The sequence below is a fragment of the Paraburkholderia sp. Ac-20340 genome (assembly GCF_017104965.1).
Taxonomy (GTDB): domain Bacteria; phylum Pseudomonadota; class Gammaproteobacteria; order Burkholderiales; family Burkholderiaceae; genus Paraburkholderia.
This window is the reverse complement of sequence record NZ_JAAGPR010000003.1, coordinates 111,152-126,954: the sequence shown is the minus strand read 5'-3', so window position 1 is coordinate 126,954 and position 15,803 is coordinate 111,152. Positions and strand designations below refer to the sequence as shown.

Here is a 15,803-nt window from a genome sequence, read left to right as displayed (position 1 = left end):
GAATGAAGCCGCGTGTGAAGCCGTGTGTGGAGCCGCGTGACAGCGCGCTCAGAGCGTGCCGATCACCTGTTCGAGCTTGCGGCGGATGTCTTCGATGCTCTGCGACGAATCGACGATCGCAAAGCGGTACGGCGCTTCTTCGGCACGGCGCAGATACTCGGTGCGCGTACGCGTGAAAAACGCATCGGTTTCGCTTTCGAAGCGATCCGGCGCGCGCGCGGCGCCACGACGCTCGCTGGCGGTTTCCGGTTCGATATCGAACAGGATCGTCAGATCGGGCTGAAAGCCGCCCTGCACCCAGCGCTCCAGCGTTTCGAGCTTGTCGCGCGGCAGACCGCGCCCGCCGCCCTGGTAGGCGAAGGTCGCGTCGGTGAAGCGGTCGGACAGCACCCAGTCGCCGCGTGCGAGCGCCGGCTCGATCACGCGGGCCAGATGCTCGCGGCGCGCCGCGAACATCAGCAGCGCCTCGGTTTCGAGGTCCATCGGCTCGTTGAGCAGGATGTCGCGCAACTTCTCGCCCATCTCCGTGCCGCCCGGCTCGCGCGTCATGACGACCGTGCGGCCGGCGGCCGCGAGCTTCTGCTCGAGCTGTTCGCGAAACCAGGCCAGATGCGTGGTCTTGCCCGCACCGTCAATGCCTTCGAACGTGATGAATCGGCCCCGCGCCATTTAGTTACCCCGGATGTACTTATCGACGGCCTTGTTATGGTCGACGAGATTGTCAGAAAAAACGCTGCTGCCATCCCCGCGCGCCACGAAATAGAGCGCGGCGGTCGCGGCGGGATTGAGCGCCGCCTGTAGCGAGGCGGCGCCGGGCAGCGCGATTGGAGTCGGCGGCAGCCCGAGGCGCAGGTACGTATTGTAAAGAGTGTCGATCTGCAGATCGCGCTTGTGCAGACGCCCCATGTAGCTCTCGCCCATCCCGTAGATCACGGACGGATCGGTCTGCAGCGGCATGCCTACCTTCAGACGATTGGTGAACACCGCGGCCACCTGGGCGCGATCGCCCGCCTTGCCGGTTTCCTTTTCGACCAGCGACGCCAGCGTGAGCGCCTCGTAAGGCGACTTCAGCGGCAGACCCGGCGCGCGCGCGGCCCAGACTTCGTTCAGATGCGTCTGCATCACCTTGTAGGCGCGGCGGTAGACGTCGAGATCGCTCGAACCCTTGTCGAACAGATACGTATCCGGGAAGAACAGGCCTTCGCCGCTGCCCTGCGGTGCGGGCGGCGCGCCGATCGCGGCAAGCAGCTGCGCGTCGGTCATGGCGGCGGTGTCGTGGCTCAGCGCCGGATTGGCGTCGAGTTCCTGGCGCATATGTTTGAAGGTCCAGCCTTCGATGATGGTCGCGACATATTCGTTGACGTCGCCAAGCGCCATCTTCTGCAGCACTTCATAAGGCGTGATGCCCGCCTTGAACTCGTAATTGCCCGATTTGAGCTGGCTTTGCAGCCCGAGCACGCGCGTCATCAGCACGAACAACTGGGGCTGGACCGGTACGCCGCCGCGCCGCAACTGCGTGGTGACGCTGCGCACCGAACTGTGCGGCTTGATGGTGACGTCGAGCTGCTGGACGGCCAGCGGAATCGGCCGCGTGGCCCAATATGCAACGCCGCCCGCGGCGGCTGCGCCGAGCACGACGAGCGCTGCGCCCGCGGCAAGGCATTTCTTCAGGAGGGACATGGAAACATGACTCTGGGGGACCTCATATAATAACCGCTTGCCCTCGCTAAAGTCAGGATTGACTGTTCCCCGAATCCATGAACGCACCGCTCGCTCACGTAACCCCGGACGCCCCGTCCGCAGCCGATTTCGACGCCGTCCTCCAGGGCGGCGCCTACGCGATACTGCCGCAGTTCGGCGTGATCGACGCCAATGGCGACGACGCTGCCAGCTTCCTGCACGGCCAGCTCACCAACGACGTCCAGCATCTCGATGTCGCGGGCGCGCGCCTCGCCGGCTACTGCTCGGCCAAAGGCCGCCTGCTCGCCTCGTTTCTCACCTGGAAAAGCGGCGAAACGATCCGCCTGATGCTTTCGAAGGACGTGCAGGCCAGCGTGCAAAAGCGCCTGTCGATGTTCGTGCTGCGCGCCAAAGCCAAACTCACCGACGATACCGACAAGCTGCTCGTGGTCGGTCTGGCCGGTGACGTGCGCGGCGCGCTGGCGCGCGTGTTCGACGCGCTGCCCGATGGCGTGCACGTGAAAGTGGACGATCCGGCCGGTACGCTGATCCGCCTGCCCGATGCGGCTGGCCGTCTGCGCTATCTGTGGGTTGGCCCGAAGGAAGCCGTCGAGGCGAAACTCGCCACGCTCGAAGGCGAACTCAAGGCCGTGCCGTCCACGGTGTGGGACTGGCTCGACATCCGCGCGGGCGAGCCGCGCATCACCCAGGCGGTCAGCGAACAGTTCGTCCCGCAGATGGTGAACTACGACGTGCTCGGCGGCGTGAACTTCAAGAAAGGCTGCTATCCGGGCCAGGAAGTGGTCGCGCGCAGCCAGTATCGCGGCACCATCAAGCGCCGCACGGCCCTGGCGAGCGTCGCGGCCGGTCTCGACGCCGCGCATGCGGGCGTCGAACTGTTCCACTCGGATGATCCGGGCCAGCCCTGCGGCATGATCGTGAACGCAGCGGCCGCGCCGGAAGGCCTCGTCGATCTGCTCGCCGAGATCAAGCTGGCGGCGCTCGAATCGGGCAGCGTGCATCTGGGTTCGGCCGAAGGCCCGGCGCTGCGCATCCTGCCGCTGCCCTACGCGCTGCCCACGGAAGTCTGAGTTTTTGACGGCGGTATCACTCGTGCGCCGGGCGCGCTTTACAGCTTGCCCGCGCACGGGTTGGTTCGCGCAAAAAAATAGCCATCGAGGAGACCGCGCGCGATGTGCCTGATCGTTTTTGACTGGCGGCCGCGCGCAAGCGACGGCGCGCTCTTCACGCTCGCGGCCAACCGCGACGAATTCCTGCGCCGTACCGCCGCACCGCTGCAATGGTGGGACGACGCGCCCGACGTGCTGGCGGGCCGCGATCTGGTCGGTGGCGGCACGTGGCTCGGCATGACGCGCGGCGGGCGCTTCGCCGCCCTCACCAATTACCGCGCGCCGCATGAAATGCGCCCCGACGCGCCCACGCGCGGCACGCTGGTCTCGCGCTGGCTGACCGGCGCGCCCGATCTCGCCGATACCCCGCTCGGTTATCTCGAAGCCGTGGCGCGCGACGGCGACATGTACAACGGCTTCAATCTGGTGATCGGCGACTGGACGCGGCGCGAACTCGCCTGGTACTGCAATCGCGGCGAGCGTGTGCCCACGCTGCTGCCCGAAGGCACCCACGGGATTTCCAACGCCGTGCTCGATACGCCCTGGCCCAAGCTCGTGCACAAGCGCGCCGAACTCGCGCAGCAGGTCGCGAACGGTCCAGAGGTTCCGCTAGATCAGTTGATCGACATGATGCGCGACCCGCGCATCGCACCCGACGCCGACTTGCCCGCCACCGGCATTCCGCTGGAGCGCGAGCGCGCGCTTTCAGCGGCGTTTATCGATACACCCGACTACGGCACGCGCGGCACCACGGCGCTGCGCGTGCGCGTGAACGGCGATCGGCTCGATGTGCAAACCTGCGAGCGCAGCGACGACGATGGCTCGCATCGCATCAAGCGTCCGGGCGGCTTCGAGCGCCGCGAACGCTATACGGTGAACGCGACCGTCGCCAGTTTCGATCAAGCCTGAACGACTACGCCGCGCGCTCGAACGCTTCTACCAGCGCCTGCGCGGCGTCGCCTTGCGCGCGCCGCGCTTCGTCCACGAAAGCGCCCAGCTTGAAGAACTCGTGGACCATGCCGTCGTAGTGCACGAGCGTCACATCGTTGCCGGCGGCGCGCAGCTTCTGCGCATACGCAACACCTTCATCGACGAGCGGATCGAACTCCGCCACCGCGATCCACGCGGGCGGCACGCCATGAAAATCGGGCGCGCCGCGCGTACCGTCGAGCGGCGCGAAACGCCAGTCCTCGCGATCGGACGCATCGCGCACGTAATGATTGAAGAACCACTGGATCGTGGGCGCTTCCAGCAGATAACCTTGCGCCAGACGCCGATGCGACTGCGTTTGCTGATGGCTGTCCGTGCCCGGATAGATCAGCATTTGCAGCCGCGGCGCGATGCCCGCGTCGCGTGCGAGCACGGCGCACACCGTCGCGAGCGTGCCGCCCGCGCTGTCGCCGCCTACGGCCAGGCGCGCCGGATCGATCGCGAATTCGGCAGCATGCGCGTGCAGCCACGCGTATGCGTCGAAGGCGTCGTTCACTGCGGTGGGGAAACGGTGCTCCGGCGCGAGCCGGTAATCGACCGACAGCACCGCGCAACGCGCGTCGCGCGCGAACATGCGGCACAGCGCGTCGTGCGTATCGACGCTGCCGACCGTGAAGCCGCCGCCGTGAAAATACACCAGCGCCGGCAACGGCTCGGACCATTGCGGCTCGGCGGGCTGATAAAGCCGTGCGCGGATCGTCGCGCCATCGCGCACCGGCACATCGATATCTTCGACCGAATGCATCGGCGCGGCAGGAATCTCCAGCACCGATGCGCTCTTTTCGTAAGCTGCGCGTGCCGCCTGCGGCGTGAGTTCGTGATACGGCTTGCGGCCCGCGCGGGCCACCATGTCGAGAACGAGCGCGATCTTCGCGTTGAGCGGCATAGGCTTACGGTGAGTCCAGTCTGAACGCTGCTACGCGCGCGCCTCCTTGACTTCGGGCTTGAGCGAGAGCGGATCGGTGGGATTGCGCAGCGTCTCGATATCTTCGTGACGCAGCTTGACCGAAGCGAGTATGCCCGGATGCGTGAGGATATAAAAGCGGCCGTCGCGCACGGCATCGAAGGTGGCCTTGGCGACGTCGTCGGGCGTGAGGCGGCCCGAGCGCACCGCGCGCTGCAGTTGCAGATCGGCGGCCTGCTGCGAGCGCGTGGGCGGCGCGTCGTTGCGCAGATCGTCGGGACGGCTGCGCTCGGCGTGGGCGATGCCGGTCGGCACGAAGGCCGGACACAGCAGCGAACAACTGACCTGCGTGCCCACATTTCTCAGGTCGTGATAGAGCGTTTCGGTCAACGCCACCACCGCGTGCTTGGAGGCGTTATAAACGGCCATCGCCGATGGCGCGAGCAGCCCGGCCACCGAAGCCGTATTGACGATATGCGCGCGCTCGCCCTGCGCGAGCATTGCGGGCGTGAAGCTGCGCACGCCGTTGGCCACGCCCATCACGTTGACGCCGAACACCCAGTCCCAGTCCTTCGCGCTGCTTTCCCACACGAAGCCGCCCGTGCCCACGCCCGCGTTGTTGAAGAGCAGATGAACCTTGCCGTAGGTATCGAGCGTGGCCTTGGCGAGCGCATCGACTTGCGCCGGATCGCGCACATCGGTACGCACGCCGATCGCCTCGGCGCCCTGCTCGCGCATCGTGGTCACGACGGCGTCGAGCGCGTCGGCATCGACATCGGCGAGCACGAGCTTCATGCCGAGCGCCGCGGCCTGTTGCGCGAACGCGCGGCCAAAACCGCTGGCGGCGCCGGTGATGACGGCCACGCGGCCTTCGAACTGGAACGGATCGGACATCGCGTCTCCTTGTGATTGGTTAGCACTACATAGGCAATAAAAAGAACAAGCCGGCGTATCCGGCCGACCTGTTCCGTGCGCGCTGCGTCAGATCAGCTTGACGAGCTGCTTGCCGAAGTTCTGCCCCTTGAGCATGCCGAGGAATGCGCTGGGCGCGTTTTCCAGGCCTTCGGCCACGGTCTCGCGATAAACCAGCTTTTTCTGCGCGACAAGGCCGCCGAGTTCGGACAGCGCCTTCGCCCACACATCCATATGTTCGGAGACGATAAAGCCCTGCACCAGCAGACGCTGCGTGAGGATCAGTTGCGGATACTTGAGCGGCACCGGCTCGCCGTCGTAGCCCGCGATCATGCCGCACACGGCGATGCGGCCGAACGCGTTCATGCGGGCGAGCGTGGCGTCGAGCACCGCGCCGCCGACGTTCTCGAAGTAGCCGTCCACGCCGTCGGGCGTCGCGTTCTTGAGATCCTGATAGAGATTGCCGGCCTTGTAGTCGACGCAGGCGTCGAAGCCCAATTCTTCCACCACATAGCGGCATTTTTCCGCGCCGCCCGCGATACCCACCGCACGGCAGCCCGCGCGCTTGGCCAGTTGACCGACGACGCTACCCACCGCGCCGCTGGCTGCGCTCACCACCACGGTCTGCCCGGCCTGCGGCGCGATGATGCCGTTCAGGCCATACCAGGCGGTCACGCCCGGCATGCCGACCGGCCCGAGATACGCGGACAGCGGCACGTGCGTCGTATCGACGACATGCATATCGCTGCCGTCCGAGGTGCCGAATTCCTGCCAGCCGGCCATGCCGACCACCTTGTCGCCCACCTTGAACTTCGGGTTCAGCGATTCGACCACTTCGCCCGAGGTCCCGCCGATCATCACGGCATCGAGCGGTTGCGGCGCGGCGTAGGACTTGCTGTCGCTCATGCGCCCGCGCATATACGGGTCGAGCGAGAGCCAGTGATTGCGCACGCGCACCTGACCCTGCGCGAGCGGCGCGAGCGGCGTTTCGACGAGACGGAAGTTATCGACGCTGGCAACGCCTTCGGGGCGCGACGCGAGCAGGATCTGGCGATTGGTCTGGGTCATGGGATCGGTGATGGAAAGCGCGGCGCTTGCCGCGCGGTTTGGAAACGGAACGAACGCGCGGCTCAGCCGTCGCTCGGGCCAGGCGTGGCGTCGGGGTCGCTGCGCAGGCGCTGGCGCACGACGTCGCGGCCCACGGCCAGACGCCGCATGTACTTGAACGTGCCGAGCGCCTTGGCGACGAAATGGCCTTCGCTATCGCGGATCTCGCCTTCGCAATAGGCCATCGTGGTCGAGCGGTGCAGCACGCGGCCGAACGCGCGCAATTCGCCGCGCCCGGGCTGCATGAAGTTCACTTTCATTTCGACGGTGACGACGCCCACGCCATCGCCAGCCACGCTGCGCGCGGCCATGGCCAGCGCGATATCGGCGAGCGTCATGGTCACGCCGCCGTGCACGACCTGCCACGTATTCATGTGGCGCGGCGCGAGCGTCAGCAGCACTTCGCTTGCGCCGTCGCGCGCGCTCACGAGTTGCGCGCCCAGTTCATCGACGAACGGGCTTTCGATCGTGGGCGGCGGGTTTGCGGATTGCGTATCGACAGTCATGGCGGGCATCACGCGTTGTAATCGACGCACTGGCGCGTCTCGACCACGCGCTTCGCGAAGTCTTTGACCTTCTGATGCTCGGGGTGAACCTGGTAGGCGTCGAGTGCGGCCTTATCGGCGAAATCGGAGACGAGCACGAGGTCGTAAGTCGATTCGAGGCCCTCGCCTGCGAGACCCACTTCGAGATGGAGCGTGCCGGGCACGAGATCGCGGCAACCTTCGAGCAGCGTGCGGAACTTCGCGACGTTTTCCGCGCGCGACGCGCCTTCGGCCGATTCCTTGAGCTTCCACATCACGATATGACGAATCACGTAATCACCTTTTCTGTCTGACTTGAACGGAAACCGCGCCATCGAGGCGCGAAACTGCCGTCATCATAACCGCGCATAGCGCGAGGCGAAGGCCATGGCTTCAGCGTCCCTGCGCCGCGAGGCGATGCGCAATCGCACCGATGCGCGCCAGCGCGGCATCGGCGCTTTGCGGGTCGGGACCCGGACAACTGATGCGGATAAACCGGTCGAATCGGCCCGAATTCGAGAACACCGTACCGGGCATGATGCGGATGCGTTCGGCCAATGCGGCGTCGAAGAGCGCCATCGACTCGACGCCTTTCGGCAACTCGATCCAGAACGCCATGCCGCCGGCCGGCGGCGTGAAGCGCGTGCCGTCGGGAAACCCAGCGCCGATGCCCTGCGCCATGCGCGCGCGTTGCAGCGCAAGGCGTTCGCGCAAGCGGCGCAGATGGCGTTCGTGCGCCTGGCTCTGCAAAAATTCGGCGAGCACCGCTTGCGACAGCGGCTCGTTCAGGCGCGACTGCGCGAACTTGAGCATCGCGATGCGCGAATGCCAGCGGCCGCCCGCCATCCAGCCCACCCGCATGCCAGGCGCAAGCGTCTTGTTGAACGACGTGCAATGGATCACGACACCCTGCGTGTCCCAGGACTTGAGCGCGCGCGGCGGCGTTTCGCTTTCCACCAGTTCGCGATACGGATCGTCCTCGATCACGGCCACGCCCGCCTGCGCGCATAGCTCGACGATGCGCTGCTTGTGCGCGTCGGGCATCACGCAGCCCAGCGGATTCTGCAGATGCGGCACCACCACCAGCGCTTTCACGCCCGCCTGCTGGCGCAGCGCGAAATCGAGCGCGTCGACCGACAAACCAGTGGTCGGGCTCGCGGGAATTTCGAGTGCGCGCAGGCCGAGGCTTTCGAGCACCTGCAACAGCCCGTAGAAACACGGCGATTCGACGGCGACCGTATCGCCGGGCTGCGTGACGGCGCGCAGCGCGAGATTGACGGCCTCGATGCCGCCGTGGGTCATGACGATCTCGTCGGGATGGACGGTGAAGCCAGCGGCGAGCGCGCGGCGAGCGATCACGGCGCGCAGACGCGGATCGCCGCGCTCGTGGCCGGGCGAAGTCAGCAGATCGGGCCGATGGCGCAGCGTGCGCACGGCGATCTTCTGCAGCGCTTCGCCGGGAAAGAGCGCGTCGGCGGCGGTGACGCCGCCCAGATTGAGCGCATCCGGCACCTGCTGCCAGCGCGCGACGAGCGCCGAAATATTCGCGTGAATGCCGACGAATTGCGCCACGAACTGCGGTTCGGCGGCGCTTTCCTGCCAGTTGGGCTCGCGCGCGGCAGGCAGCGTGCTGGCCGTGGCGCGCACGAAATAACCCGCGCGCGGACGCGCCTCGATCAGCGCTTCGCGCTCCAGCACGCGATAGCTTTCGGTGGCCGTGGCGAGGCTGACGTCGTGCTGGCGCATGAAGGCGCGCATCGACGGCATGCGGTCGCCGGGACGCAGCACGCCGCTTTCGATACTGCGCCGGTAATGTCCGGCCAGTTGCCGGTAGAGAGGCTGGTCGGAGACGTTCATCGATCGATGATGCCAGAGGCGCGACGTACCGCGACAGATACACGCCAGCGCCGATTGCACCGGTACAGCCCGCGCCGCGCGTGCGCTGTAGCGCAACGATTGGCCCCGCCCTGCGGCTGTTGCGGCTGAGCGCGCATCCCTAAGCTGGGAGCCTGACTTCGCTTCACCGACCGGATATCGACCATGCACGACTCGTCACGCTCCGAAAATTGCGTTCCCGCTCTCCAGACCCGCCCCATCGCGCTGACGCGCGGCGCGCGCCACGCCCTCGTATTGCGGCGCGGTGCGGCGATCGTGGCGGTGGAGGGGGAACTGCTCATCAGCTATCGCGATCGGGCGCTTGCTTCGCTCGGCCAGCTTGCGCCCGAACAGACGCTGCTTGTGCATGAAGGCGAGCGCTATATCGCCAGCGAACGCAACCACTATGCGATCCGCGCGGCGCAGCCGCATGGCGCGCGTCTGCTGGTGCAGGCGCCGCCGCAAACTGCGCTCATCGCCTGGATAACGATGGCGGCTCGCCTGCTGCGAGCGGGCGCGTGGCTGCGCGCCCGCTCGCCGCGAAGCGATATCGCCTCGCGTTAGGCCTTAGACGACTTCGAACAGGCCCGCTGCGCCCTGCCCGCCGCCGATACACATCGTCACGACGACGAACTTCGCGCCACGGCGCTTGCCTTCGATCAGCGCATGGCCCGTGAGACGCGCGCCCGACACGCCATACGGGTGACCGACCGCGATCGCGCCGCCGTTCACGTTGAGGCGATCGGCGGGAATGCCGAGCTTGTCGCGGCAATACAGCACCTGCACGGCGAACGCTTCGTTCAGTTCCCACAGGCCGATGTCCTCGACCTTCAGGCCTGCCTGCTTGAGCAGTTTGGGCACTGCGAACACCGGGCCGATACCCATTTCGTCCGGCTCGCAGCCAGCCACCGCGAAGCCGCGGAAGATGCCGAGCGGCTGCAGGCCTTCGCGCTCCGCCACCTTGGCGTTCATCACCACGCAGGCGCTCGCGCCATCCGAGAACTGGCTGGCGTTGCCCGCCGTGATCACGCCGCCGGGCATCGCCGTGCGGATCTTCGACACGCCTTCGAGCGTGGTGTCGCCGCGAATGCCTTCGTCGGCGGAAATCGTCACTTCCTTCGTGACCAGCTGGCCCGTGGCCTTGTCGCCGACACCGGCGAGCACCGTCATCGGCACGATTTCGTCGTTGAAGAGACCGGCGGCCTGAGCGGCCGCTGCGCGCAGTTGCGACTGCACGCCGTACTCGTCCTGACGGTCGCGCGAAATCTCGTAGCGCTTCGCGACGTTTTCGGCCGTCTGCAGCATGCTCCAGTAGATTTCCGGCTTGTGCTGGTTGAGCCAGCCTTCGGCCATCATGTGGCGGTTCATCTCGTTCTGCACGCACGAGATCGACTCCACGCCGCCTGCCACGAACACATCGCCCTCACCGGCGATCACGCGTTGCGCGGCCAGCGCAATGGTTTGCAGTCCCGACGAACAGAAGCGGTTCACCGTCATGCCCGGCACCGAAACCGGCAGGCCTGCGCGCAGCGCGATCTGGCGCGCGATATTGGCGCCCGTCGCGCCTTCGGGATTGGCGCAGCCCATGATCACGTCTTCGATGCGCGCGGGGTCGATCTTCGCGCGCTCGACGGCGGCTTGCGTGACATGGCCACCGAGCGTGGCGCCATGCGTCATGTTGAAAGCGCCCTTCCAGGATTTGGCGAGGGCCGTGCGGGCAGTCGAAACGATTACGGCGTCAGTCATGCGTGTCTCCAGCAGAATTTTGGATGCTGCGAATAGTGTCGAATCCAGACATCAGACCATCATCAGAATGGCGATCAAACCGTGCCCGCGAGCACGTCGGCCGACTGCGCGCGCTTCACGCCCGCCGCCTGCAGCTGCTCCCACGCGGCGGCGAGCGACCCGTTCAGGTCGATGGCGCGCGAGGCGTCTTCGATCAGCACGGTTTCGAAGCCGGCAGCGCGCGCATCGAGCGCGGACCACGCGACGCAATAGTCGGTCGCAAGGCCGCAGCAGTAGACGCGCTTCGCGCCGGTCTCGCGCAGATAACCCGCAAGACCCGTGGGCGTCGTGCGATCGGCTTCGAGAAACGCCGAGTAGCTGTCGACATCCGCGTGATGGCCTTTGCGGATCAGCGCGCGGGCGTGCGGCACGTCGAGATCGCGATGCAGCGCGGCGCCTTCGGTGCCCTGCACGCAGTGCGTGGGCCACAACACCTGCTCGCCGTAAGGCAGCGAGAGGGTTTCGAAAGGCGTGCGTTGACCATGATCGCCGGCATGATTCGCCGCAAACGACACATGCTCCGCCGGGTGCCAGTCCTGCGTGAGCACCACATGCCTGAAGCCCTGCGCGAGCCGGTTGGCAACCGGCACGACTTCGTCGCCCCGCGCGACGGCCAGCGCCCCGCCCGGCATGAAGTCGTATTGCAGGTCGATCAACAGGAGCACGTCGTCTGCGCTTCTCATGATGTCCGTCCGATGTTGAACTGGTCAGATGTTCAGTTGAACGAGCCGCCCTCGTCGGCCAGCCGGGCGAGCGACGCCGCGATGTCCCACGCGTCGCCGTTCGGCTGGGCGGCGTAGCGGCGGATGGCGCGCGCCACGTTGTAGAGGCCGACGGTATCCGCGTAGAGCATCGGGCCGCCGCGCCACAGCGGGAAGCCGTAGCCCGTGAGATAAACCATGTCGACGTCCGAAGCCTTCGACGCGATGCCTTCTTCGACGATCTTCGCGCCTTCGTTCGCCAGCGCGAACACCAGACGTTCGACGATTTCGTCGTCGCTGATCTTGCGGCGCCCGGTGCCCGCTTCCTTCGAATACGCGACGATCATGTCGTCCACGAACTTCGAAGGCAGTGCGTTGCGCTCGCCGGCCTTGTAGTCGTACCAGCCCGCGCCGGTCTTCTGGCCGAAGCGGCCCGTCTCGCAGAGGCGGTCGGCGATCTTCGAATACTTGAGGTCCGGCTGTTCCTGATAGCGGCGCTTGCGGATCGCCCAGCCGATGTCGTTGCCCGCGAGGTCGCTCATGCGGAACGGCCCCATCGCGAAACCGAACTTCTCGATCGCGCGATCGACCTGCGCCGGCAGCGCGCCTTCTTCGAGCATATAGAGCGCCTGGCGCACGTACTGTTCGATCATGCGATTGCCGATAAAGCCATCGCACACGCCCGATACCACCGCCGTCTTGCGGATCTTCTTCGCGACCTGCATGACCGTGGCGAGCACGTCCTTGGCCGTGTCCTTGCCGCGCACGACTTCGAGCAGCTTCATCACATTGGCCGGGCTGAAGAAGTGCAGACCGACCACGTCCTGCGGACGCTTCGTGAACGCGGCGATCTTGTCGACGTCGAGCGTCGAGGTGTTCGAGGCGAGAATCGCGCCAGGCTTGGCGACTTCATCGAGGCGCTTGAACACCTGCTCTTTCACGCCGAGTTCTTCGAACACGGCTTCGATGATGAGGTCGGCCTGCTTGAGGTCGTCATAGGACAGCGTCGGGCTGATCAGCGCCATGCGCGCTTCGACCTTCTCCTGCGTGAGCTTGCCCTTCTTGACCTGCGCTTCGTAGTTCTTGCGGATCGTGGCGAGGCCGCGATCGAGCGCTTCCTGCTTCGTTTCCAGCAGCGTGACCGGCACGCCCGCGTTGAGGAAGTTCATGGTGATGCCGCCGCCCATGGTGCCCGCGCCGATCACCGCGATCTTCTGGATATCGCGCGTGGGCGTGCCCGACGGCACATCGGGAATCTTGCTCGCCGCGCGTTCGCCGAAGAAGGCGTGGCGCAGCGCGTGCGATTCGGGCGTCTGCACGAGTTCGACGAAACATTCGCGCTCGTAGGCGAGGCCCTTGTCGAAGCCCTGCTTCACACCTGCGGCGATCGCATCGATGCACTTCACCGGCGCCGGATAGTTCTTCGACATCGCGCCCACGGTGTTGCGCGAGAACTGCAGGAAGCCTTCGGCGTTCGGATGCTCGATCTTGCGGTGGCGCACGAGCGGATGCGGGCCTTGCTTGTCGGCGGCCTTGCGCGCGAAGGCGACGGCTTCGGTCAGCAGATCGCCTTCGATCATCGCGTCGAACAGGCCCGATTTCGCGAGCTTTTCGCTGGGCACCGGCGCGCCGCTGACGATCATGTTGAGCGCGGCTTCGAGGCCGATGGCGCGCGGCAGACGCTGCGTGCCGCCCGCGCCCGGCAGAATGCCGAGCTTGACTTCGGGCAGCGCGATCTGCGCGCCCGGTGCCGCCACGCGGTAATGCGCGCCAAGCGCCAGTTCCAGGCCGCCGCCCATCGCCACGCTGTGGATCGCGGCCACGACGGGCTTGGCGCTTTTTTCCACTTCGTTGATGACGGTGTGGAGCGTGGGTTCCTGGGTCGCCTTCGGCGTGTTGAATTCGGTGATGTCGGCGCCGCCCGAGAAGGCTTTGCCCGCGCCCGTGATGACGATGGCCGTCACCGCGGGATCGCTGTTGGCGCGCGCCAGACCCTCGACGATGCCGGTGCGGGTCGAATGACCCAGGCCGTTGACGGGCGGATTGTTGAGCGTGATGACGGCGACGCCGTCGCGAGTCGTGTAAATCACTGCCGCGTTGTCCACTACCATTTGCCTGCCTCCATGCATGCGGGCCGCGTTGTGCGTCGCCGGCTTCATTGTCCGACATTCCCGGTCAGCAGGCAGAATACCGAAAAAAGTACGCTCGTTCCATTTTTTTCTTGCTGCAGTGCATCGGGGTTTGTACCGAGGCGGCAAAAAAGGCGAAAAAAAAACGCAGCCAGAGGCTGCGCCGGAGAAAGGGTTGAAACGGTTTTAATCGCGCAAAGCGGCGGATTTCGGCTGGCCGTCGGCGCCGCCGCCCGTGGCTTTGGCGAGATCGAGCGGCTCCATCGGGCATTGCTCCGCCGCCGCGAGCGCCGTCGGCAGGATGTGGTCGCGGAACTGCTCGCGCAGCTTGAGCTTTTGCAGCTTGCCTGTGGCCGTATGCGGCAAGGCGTCGACGAACACCACATCGTCGGGCAGCCACCATTTCACGACCTTGCCGTCGAAAAAGGCCAGCAGGGCTTCGCGCGTAAGCTCGGCGCCGGGCTTTTTCACCGCGACGATCAGCGGGCGCTCGGTCCAGCGCGGATGCGCGCAGGCGATGCAGGCCGCTTCCGCGACCGCCGGATGCGCCACCGCGATGTTCTCCAGTTCGATCGAACTGATCCACTCGCCGCCCGACTTGATCACGTCCTTGCTGCGGTCGGTGATATGCAGGAAGCCATCGGGGTCGATGGTCGCGACATCGCCGGTCGGAAACCAGCCGTCGACTAAAGGCGTTCCCGCTTCCTGCCTGAAGTAACGGTCGATCACCCACGGCCCGCGCACATGCAGATCGCCGAACGCCACGCCGTCCCACGGCAGCTCGCGCCCATCCTCGCCGACGATTTTCATATCGACGCCGAAAATCACACGCCCCTGCTTTTCCAGCAGCGCGCGCTGTTGCGCGGGCGGGCGCTGCGCCTGCTCCCAGTTGAGCTTCGCGAGCGTGCCGAGCGGCGACATCTCCGTCATGCCCCACGCGTGAATCACCTCCACGCCGTAATCGTCTTCATAGGTGCGGATCATCGCGGGCGGACACGCCGAGCCGCCGATCACCGTGCGATTGAGCGTCGAAAACTTCACGCCCGCGTCGCGCATATACGTGAGCAGGCCGAGCCAGACGGTCGGCACGCCTGCCGAACAGGTCACGCCTTCGGCTTCCATCAACTCATAGAGCGATTTGCCGTCGAGATCCTTGCCGGGCAGCACGAGCTTGGTGCCGTTGAGCGGCGCGGCGTGCGGAATGCCCCAGGCGTTGACGTGGAACATCGGCACGACCGGCAGCAAGGCATCGCGCGCCGATAACCCGATCGAATCGGGCAACGAAGCCGCATAGGCGTGCAGCACGGAAGATCGATGCGTATAGAGCGCGCCCTTCGGATTGCCCGTGGTGCCCGAGGTGTAGCAGAGGTTCGAGGCGCTGCGCTCGTCCAGCAGCGGCCATTCGTATTCGCCGTTGCGGGCGGCCAGCAGCGTTTCGTAGCAGAGCACCGGCGTGTGCATCTCGGGCCGATGCGCCTCGTCGCACAAGGCGATCCAGCCGCGCACCTGCGGACACTGCGGTGCAAGCGTATCGACGAGCGCCGCGAACGTCGTATCGAAGAGGACATAAGCGTCCTCTGCATGATTGACGATCCACGCGATCTGCTCGGTAAAAAGGCGCGGATTGATCGTGTGACACACGGCGCCGAAGCCCGTCACGCCGAAGTACGCCTCCATATGCCGATAACCGTTCCACGCCAGCGTCCCCACGCGCTCGCCGGGCTGCACGTCCAGCGCGATCAGCGCCTGCGCAAGCTGCTTCGAACGGACCTCGCATTCTCGATACGTGTAGCGATGAATATCGCCTTCGATACGCCGCGAAACGATCTGGGCGTTGGCGTGATGGCGCGCCGCATGCGCAATCAGCGATGACACCAGCAGCGGCACGTCCATCATCTGGCCCAGCAGCGGTGCGGTCATGGTCGGCGGTCTCCTCGACTCGGATGTCTGGATGCTCGTTTGTGATTGTGTACGGCCAGGCAGACAGCTTATTGACGGCGTGTTCTCAGGTTCCAGACTGGATTACATGACCCGCGGCAATGTCCTGCACGCCAGCGGGCGCGGAC

At 65.9% G+C, this 15,803-nt stretch carries 15 protein-coding genes; 3 read left to right on the top strand and 12 right to left on the bottom strand.

What is annotated here, in order from left to right; translation table 11 throughout:
• Window positions 1-48: 48 nt before the first annotated feature.
• Complete coding sequence (gene tmk / locus G3N59_RS05790) at window positions 49-669, bottom strand: dTMP kinase (protein ID WP_205981606.1); 621 nt, start codon at window positions 667-669, stop codon at window positions 49-51.
• Entirely contained in the window at window positions 670-1,680 is a 1,011-nt protein-coding gene (mltG, locus tag G3N59_RS05785) for an endolytic transglycosylase MltG (protein WP_205981605.1), read from the bottom strand.
• A 77-nt stretch (window positions 1,681-1,757) separates the two neighbouring features.
• On the opposite strand from mltG, the gene G3N59_RS05780 reads away from it, so the two are divergent.
• Together G3N59_RS05780 and G3N59_RS05775 are read left to right on the top strand one after the other, a co-directional pair.
• Window positions 1,758-2,771, top strand: a complete 1,014-nt coding sequence (locus G3N59_RS05780; RefSeq protein ID WP_205981604.1) for a folate-binding protein YgfZ — start codon at window positions 1,758-1,760, stop codon at window positions 2,769-2,771.
• Window positions 2,772-2,873: 102 nt separating this feature from the next.
• Entirely contained in the window at window positions 2,874-3,719 is an 846-nt protein-coding gene (locus G3N59_RS05775; RefSeq protein ID WP_205981603.1) for an NRDE family protein, read from the top strand.
• 4 nt (window positions 3,720-3,723) lie between these two features.
• On the opposite strand, the gene G3N59_RS05770 is transcribed toward G3N59_RS05775, so the two are convergent.
• From G3N59_RS05770 to G3N59_RS05745, 6 genes are all read right to left on the bottom strand, one after another.
• Window positions 3,724-4,686, bottom strand: coding sequence for an alpha/beta hydrolase (locus G3N59_RS05770; RefSeq protein ID WP_205981602.1), 963 nt, complete (start codon window positions 4,684-4,686; stop codon window positions 3,724-3,726).
• 30 nt (window positions 4,687-4,716) lie between these two features.
• Entirely contained in the window at window positions 4,717-5,598 is an 882-nt protein-coding gene (locus tag G3N59_RS05765; RefSeq protein ID WP_205981601.1) for an SDR family oxidoreductase, read from the bottom strand.
• Between the two features lie 87 nt (window positions 5,599-5,685).
• A complete protein-coding gene (locus tag G3N59_RS05760; protein WP_205981600.1) occupies window positions 5,686-6,684 on the bottom strand; it encodes an NADP-dependent oxidoreductase in 999 nt (332 codons plus the stop codon).
• A gap of 62 nt (window positions 6,685-6,746) precedes the next feature.
• Window positions 6,747-7,229, bottom strand: coding sequence for a PaaI family thioesterase (locus G3N59_RS05755; RefSeq protein WP_205981599.1), 483 nt, complete (start codon window positions 7,227-7,229; stop codon window positions 6,747-6,749).
• A gap of 8 nt (window positions 7,230-7,237) precedes the next feature.
• The gene (locus tag G3N59_RS05750; RefSeq protein ID WP_205981598.1) at window positions 7,238-7,540 is read right to left on the bottom strand and encodes a Dabb family protein; all 303 of its coding nucleotides are present in this window, start codon (window positions 7,538-7,540) and stop codon (window positions 7,238-7,240) included.
• 100 nt (window positions 7,541-7,640) lie between these two features.
• On the bottom strand, window positions 7,641-9,104 hold the full coding sequence (locus G3N59_RS05745; RefSeq protein ID WP_205981597.1) for a PLP-dependent aminotransferase family protein: 1,464 nt from the start codon (window positions 9,102-9,104) through the stop codon (window positions 7,641-7,643).
• 183 nt (window positions 9,105-9,287) lie between these two features.
• On the opposite strand from G3N59_RS05745, the gene G3N59_RS05740 reads away from it, so the two are divergent.
• Window positions 9,288-9,686, top strand: coding sequence for a hypothetical protein (locus G3N59_RS05740; protein WP_205981596.1), 399 nt, complete (start codon window positions 9,288-9,290; stop codon window positions 9,684-9,686).
• A gap of 3 nt (window positions 9,687-9,689) precedes the next feature.
• Here G3N59_RS05740 and G3N59_RS05735 read toward each other — a convergent pair whose 3' ends face one another.
• The 4 genes from G3N59_RS05735 to G3N59_RS05720 all read right to left on the bottom strand — a co-directional run bounded on the left by G3N59_RS05735 (window position 9,690) and on the right by G3N59_RS05720 (window position 15,657).
• On the bottom strand, window positions 9,690-10,868 hold the full coding sequence (locus G3N59_RS05735) for an acetyl-CoA C-acyltransferase (protein WP_205981595.1): 1,179 nt from the start codon (window positions 10,866-10,868) through the stop codon (window positions 9,690-9,692).
• A gap of 74 nt (window positions 10,869-10,942) precedes the next feature.
• A complete protein-coding gene (pncA, locus tag G3N59_RS05730) occupies window positions 10,943-11,590 on the bottom strand; it encodes a bifunctional nicotinamidase/pyrazinamidase (RefSeq protein ID WP_205981594.1) in 648 nt (215 codons plus the stop codon).
• Window positions 11,591-11,622: 32 nt separating this feature from the next.
• The gene (locus G3N59_RS05725; protein ID WP_241023215.1) at window positions 11,623-13,719 is read right to left on the bottom strand and encodes a 3-hydroxyacyl-CoA dehydrogenase NAD-binding domain-containing protein; all 2,097 of its coding nucleotides are present in this window, start codon (window positions 13,717-13,719) and stop codon (window positions 11,623-11,625) included.
• A gap of 204 nt (window positions 13,720-13,923) precedes the next feature.
• Entirely contained in the window at window positions 13,924-15,657 is a 1,734-nt protein-coding gene (locus G3N59_RS05720) for a 3-(methylthio)propionyl-CoA ligase (RefSeq protein WP_205981592.1), read from the bottom strand.
• Window positions 15,658-15,803 lie beyond the last annotated feature (146 nt).

Coding starts and splice junctions, on each gene's coding strand:
- tmk (WP_205981606.1), bottom strand. CDS start 669: ATGGCGCGGGGCCGATTCATCACGTTCGAAGGCATTGACGGTGCGGGC.
- mltG (WP_205981605.1), bottom strand. CDS start 1,680: ATGTCCCTCCTGAAGAAATGCCTTGCCGCGGGCGCAGCGCTCGTCGTG.
- G3N59_RS05780 (WP_205981604.1), top strand. CDS start 1,758: ATGAACGCACCGCTCGCTCACGTAACCCCGGACGCCCCGTCCGCAGCC.
- G3N59_RS05775 (WP_205981603.1), top strand. CDS start 2,874: ATGTGCCTGATCGTTTTTGACTGGCGGCCGCGCGCAAGCGACGGCGCG.
- G3N59_RS05770 (WP_205981602.1), bottom strand. CDS start 4,686: ATGCCGCTCAACGCGAAGATCGCGCTCGTTCTCGACATGGTGGCCCGC.
- G3N59_RS05765 (WP_205981601.1), bottom strand. CDS start 5,598: ATGTCCGATCCGTTCCAGTTCGAAGGCCGCGTGGCCGTCATCACCGGC.
- G3N59_RS05760 (WP_205981600.1), bottom strand. CDS start 6,684: ATGACCCAGACCAATCGCCAGATCCTGCTCGCGTCGCGCCCCGAAGGC.
- G3N59_RS05755 (WP_205981599.1), bottom strand. CDS start 7,229: ATGACTGTCGATACGCAATCCGCAAACCCGCCGCCCACGATCGAAAGC.
- G3N59_RS05745 (WP_205981597.1), bottom strand. CDS start 9,104: ATGAACGTCTCCGACCAGCCTCTCTACCGGCAACTGGCCGGACATTAC.
- G3N59_RS05740 (WP_205981596.1), top strand. CDS start 9,288: ATGCACGACTCGTCACGCTCCGAAAATTGCGTTCCCGCTCTCCAGACC.
- G3N59_RS05735 (WP_205981595.1), bottom strand. CDS start 10,868: ATGACTGACGCCGTAATCGTTTCGACTGCCCGCACGGCCCTCGCCAAA.
- pncA (WP_205981594.1), bottom strand. CDS start 11,590: ATGAGAAGCGCAGACGACGTGCTCCTGTTGATCGACCTGCAATACGAC.
- G3N59_RS05725 (WP_241023215.1), bottom strand. CDS start 13,719: ATGGTAGTGGACAACGCGGCAGTGATTTACACGACTCGCGACGGCGTC.
- G3N59_RS05720 (WP_205981592.1), bottom strand. CDS start 15,657: ATGACCGCACCGCTGCTGGGCCAGATGATGGACGTGCCGCTGCTGGTG.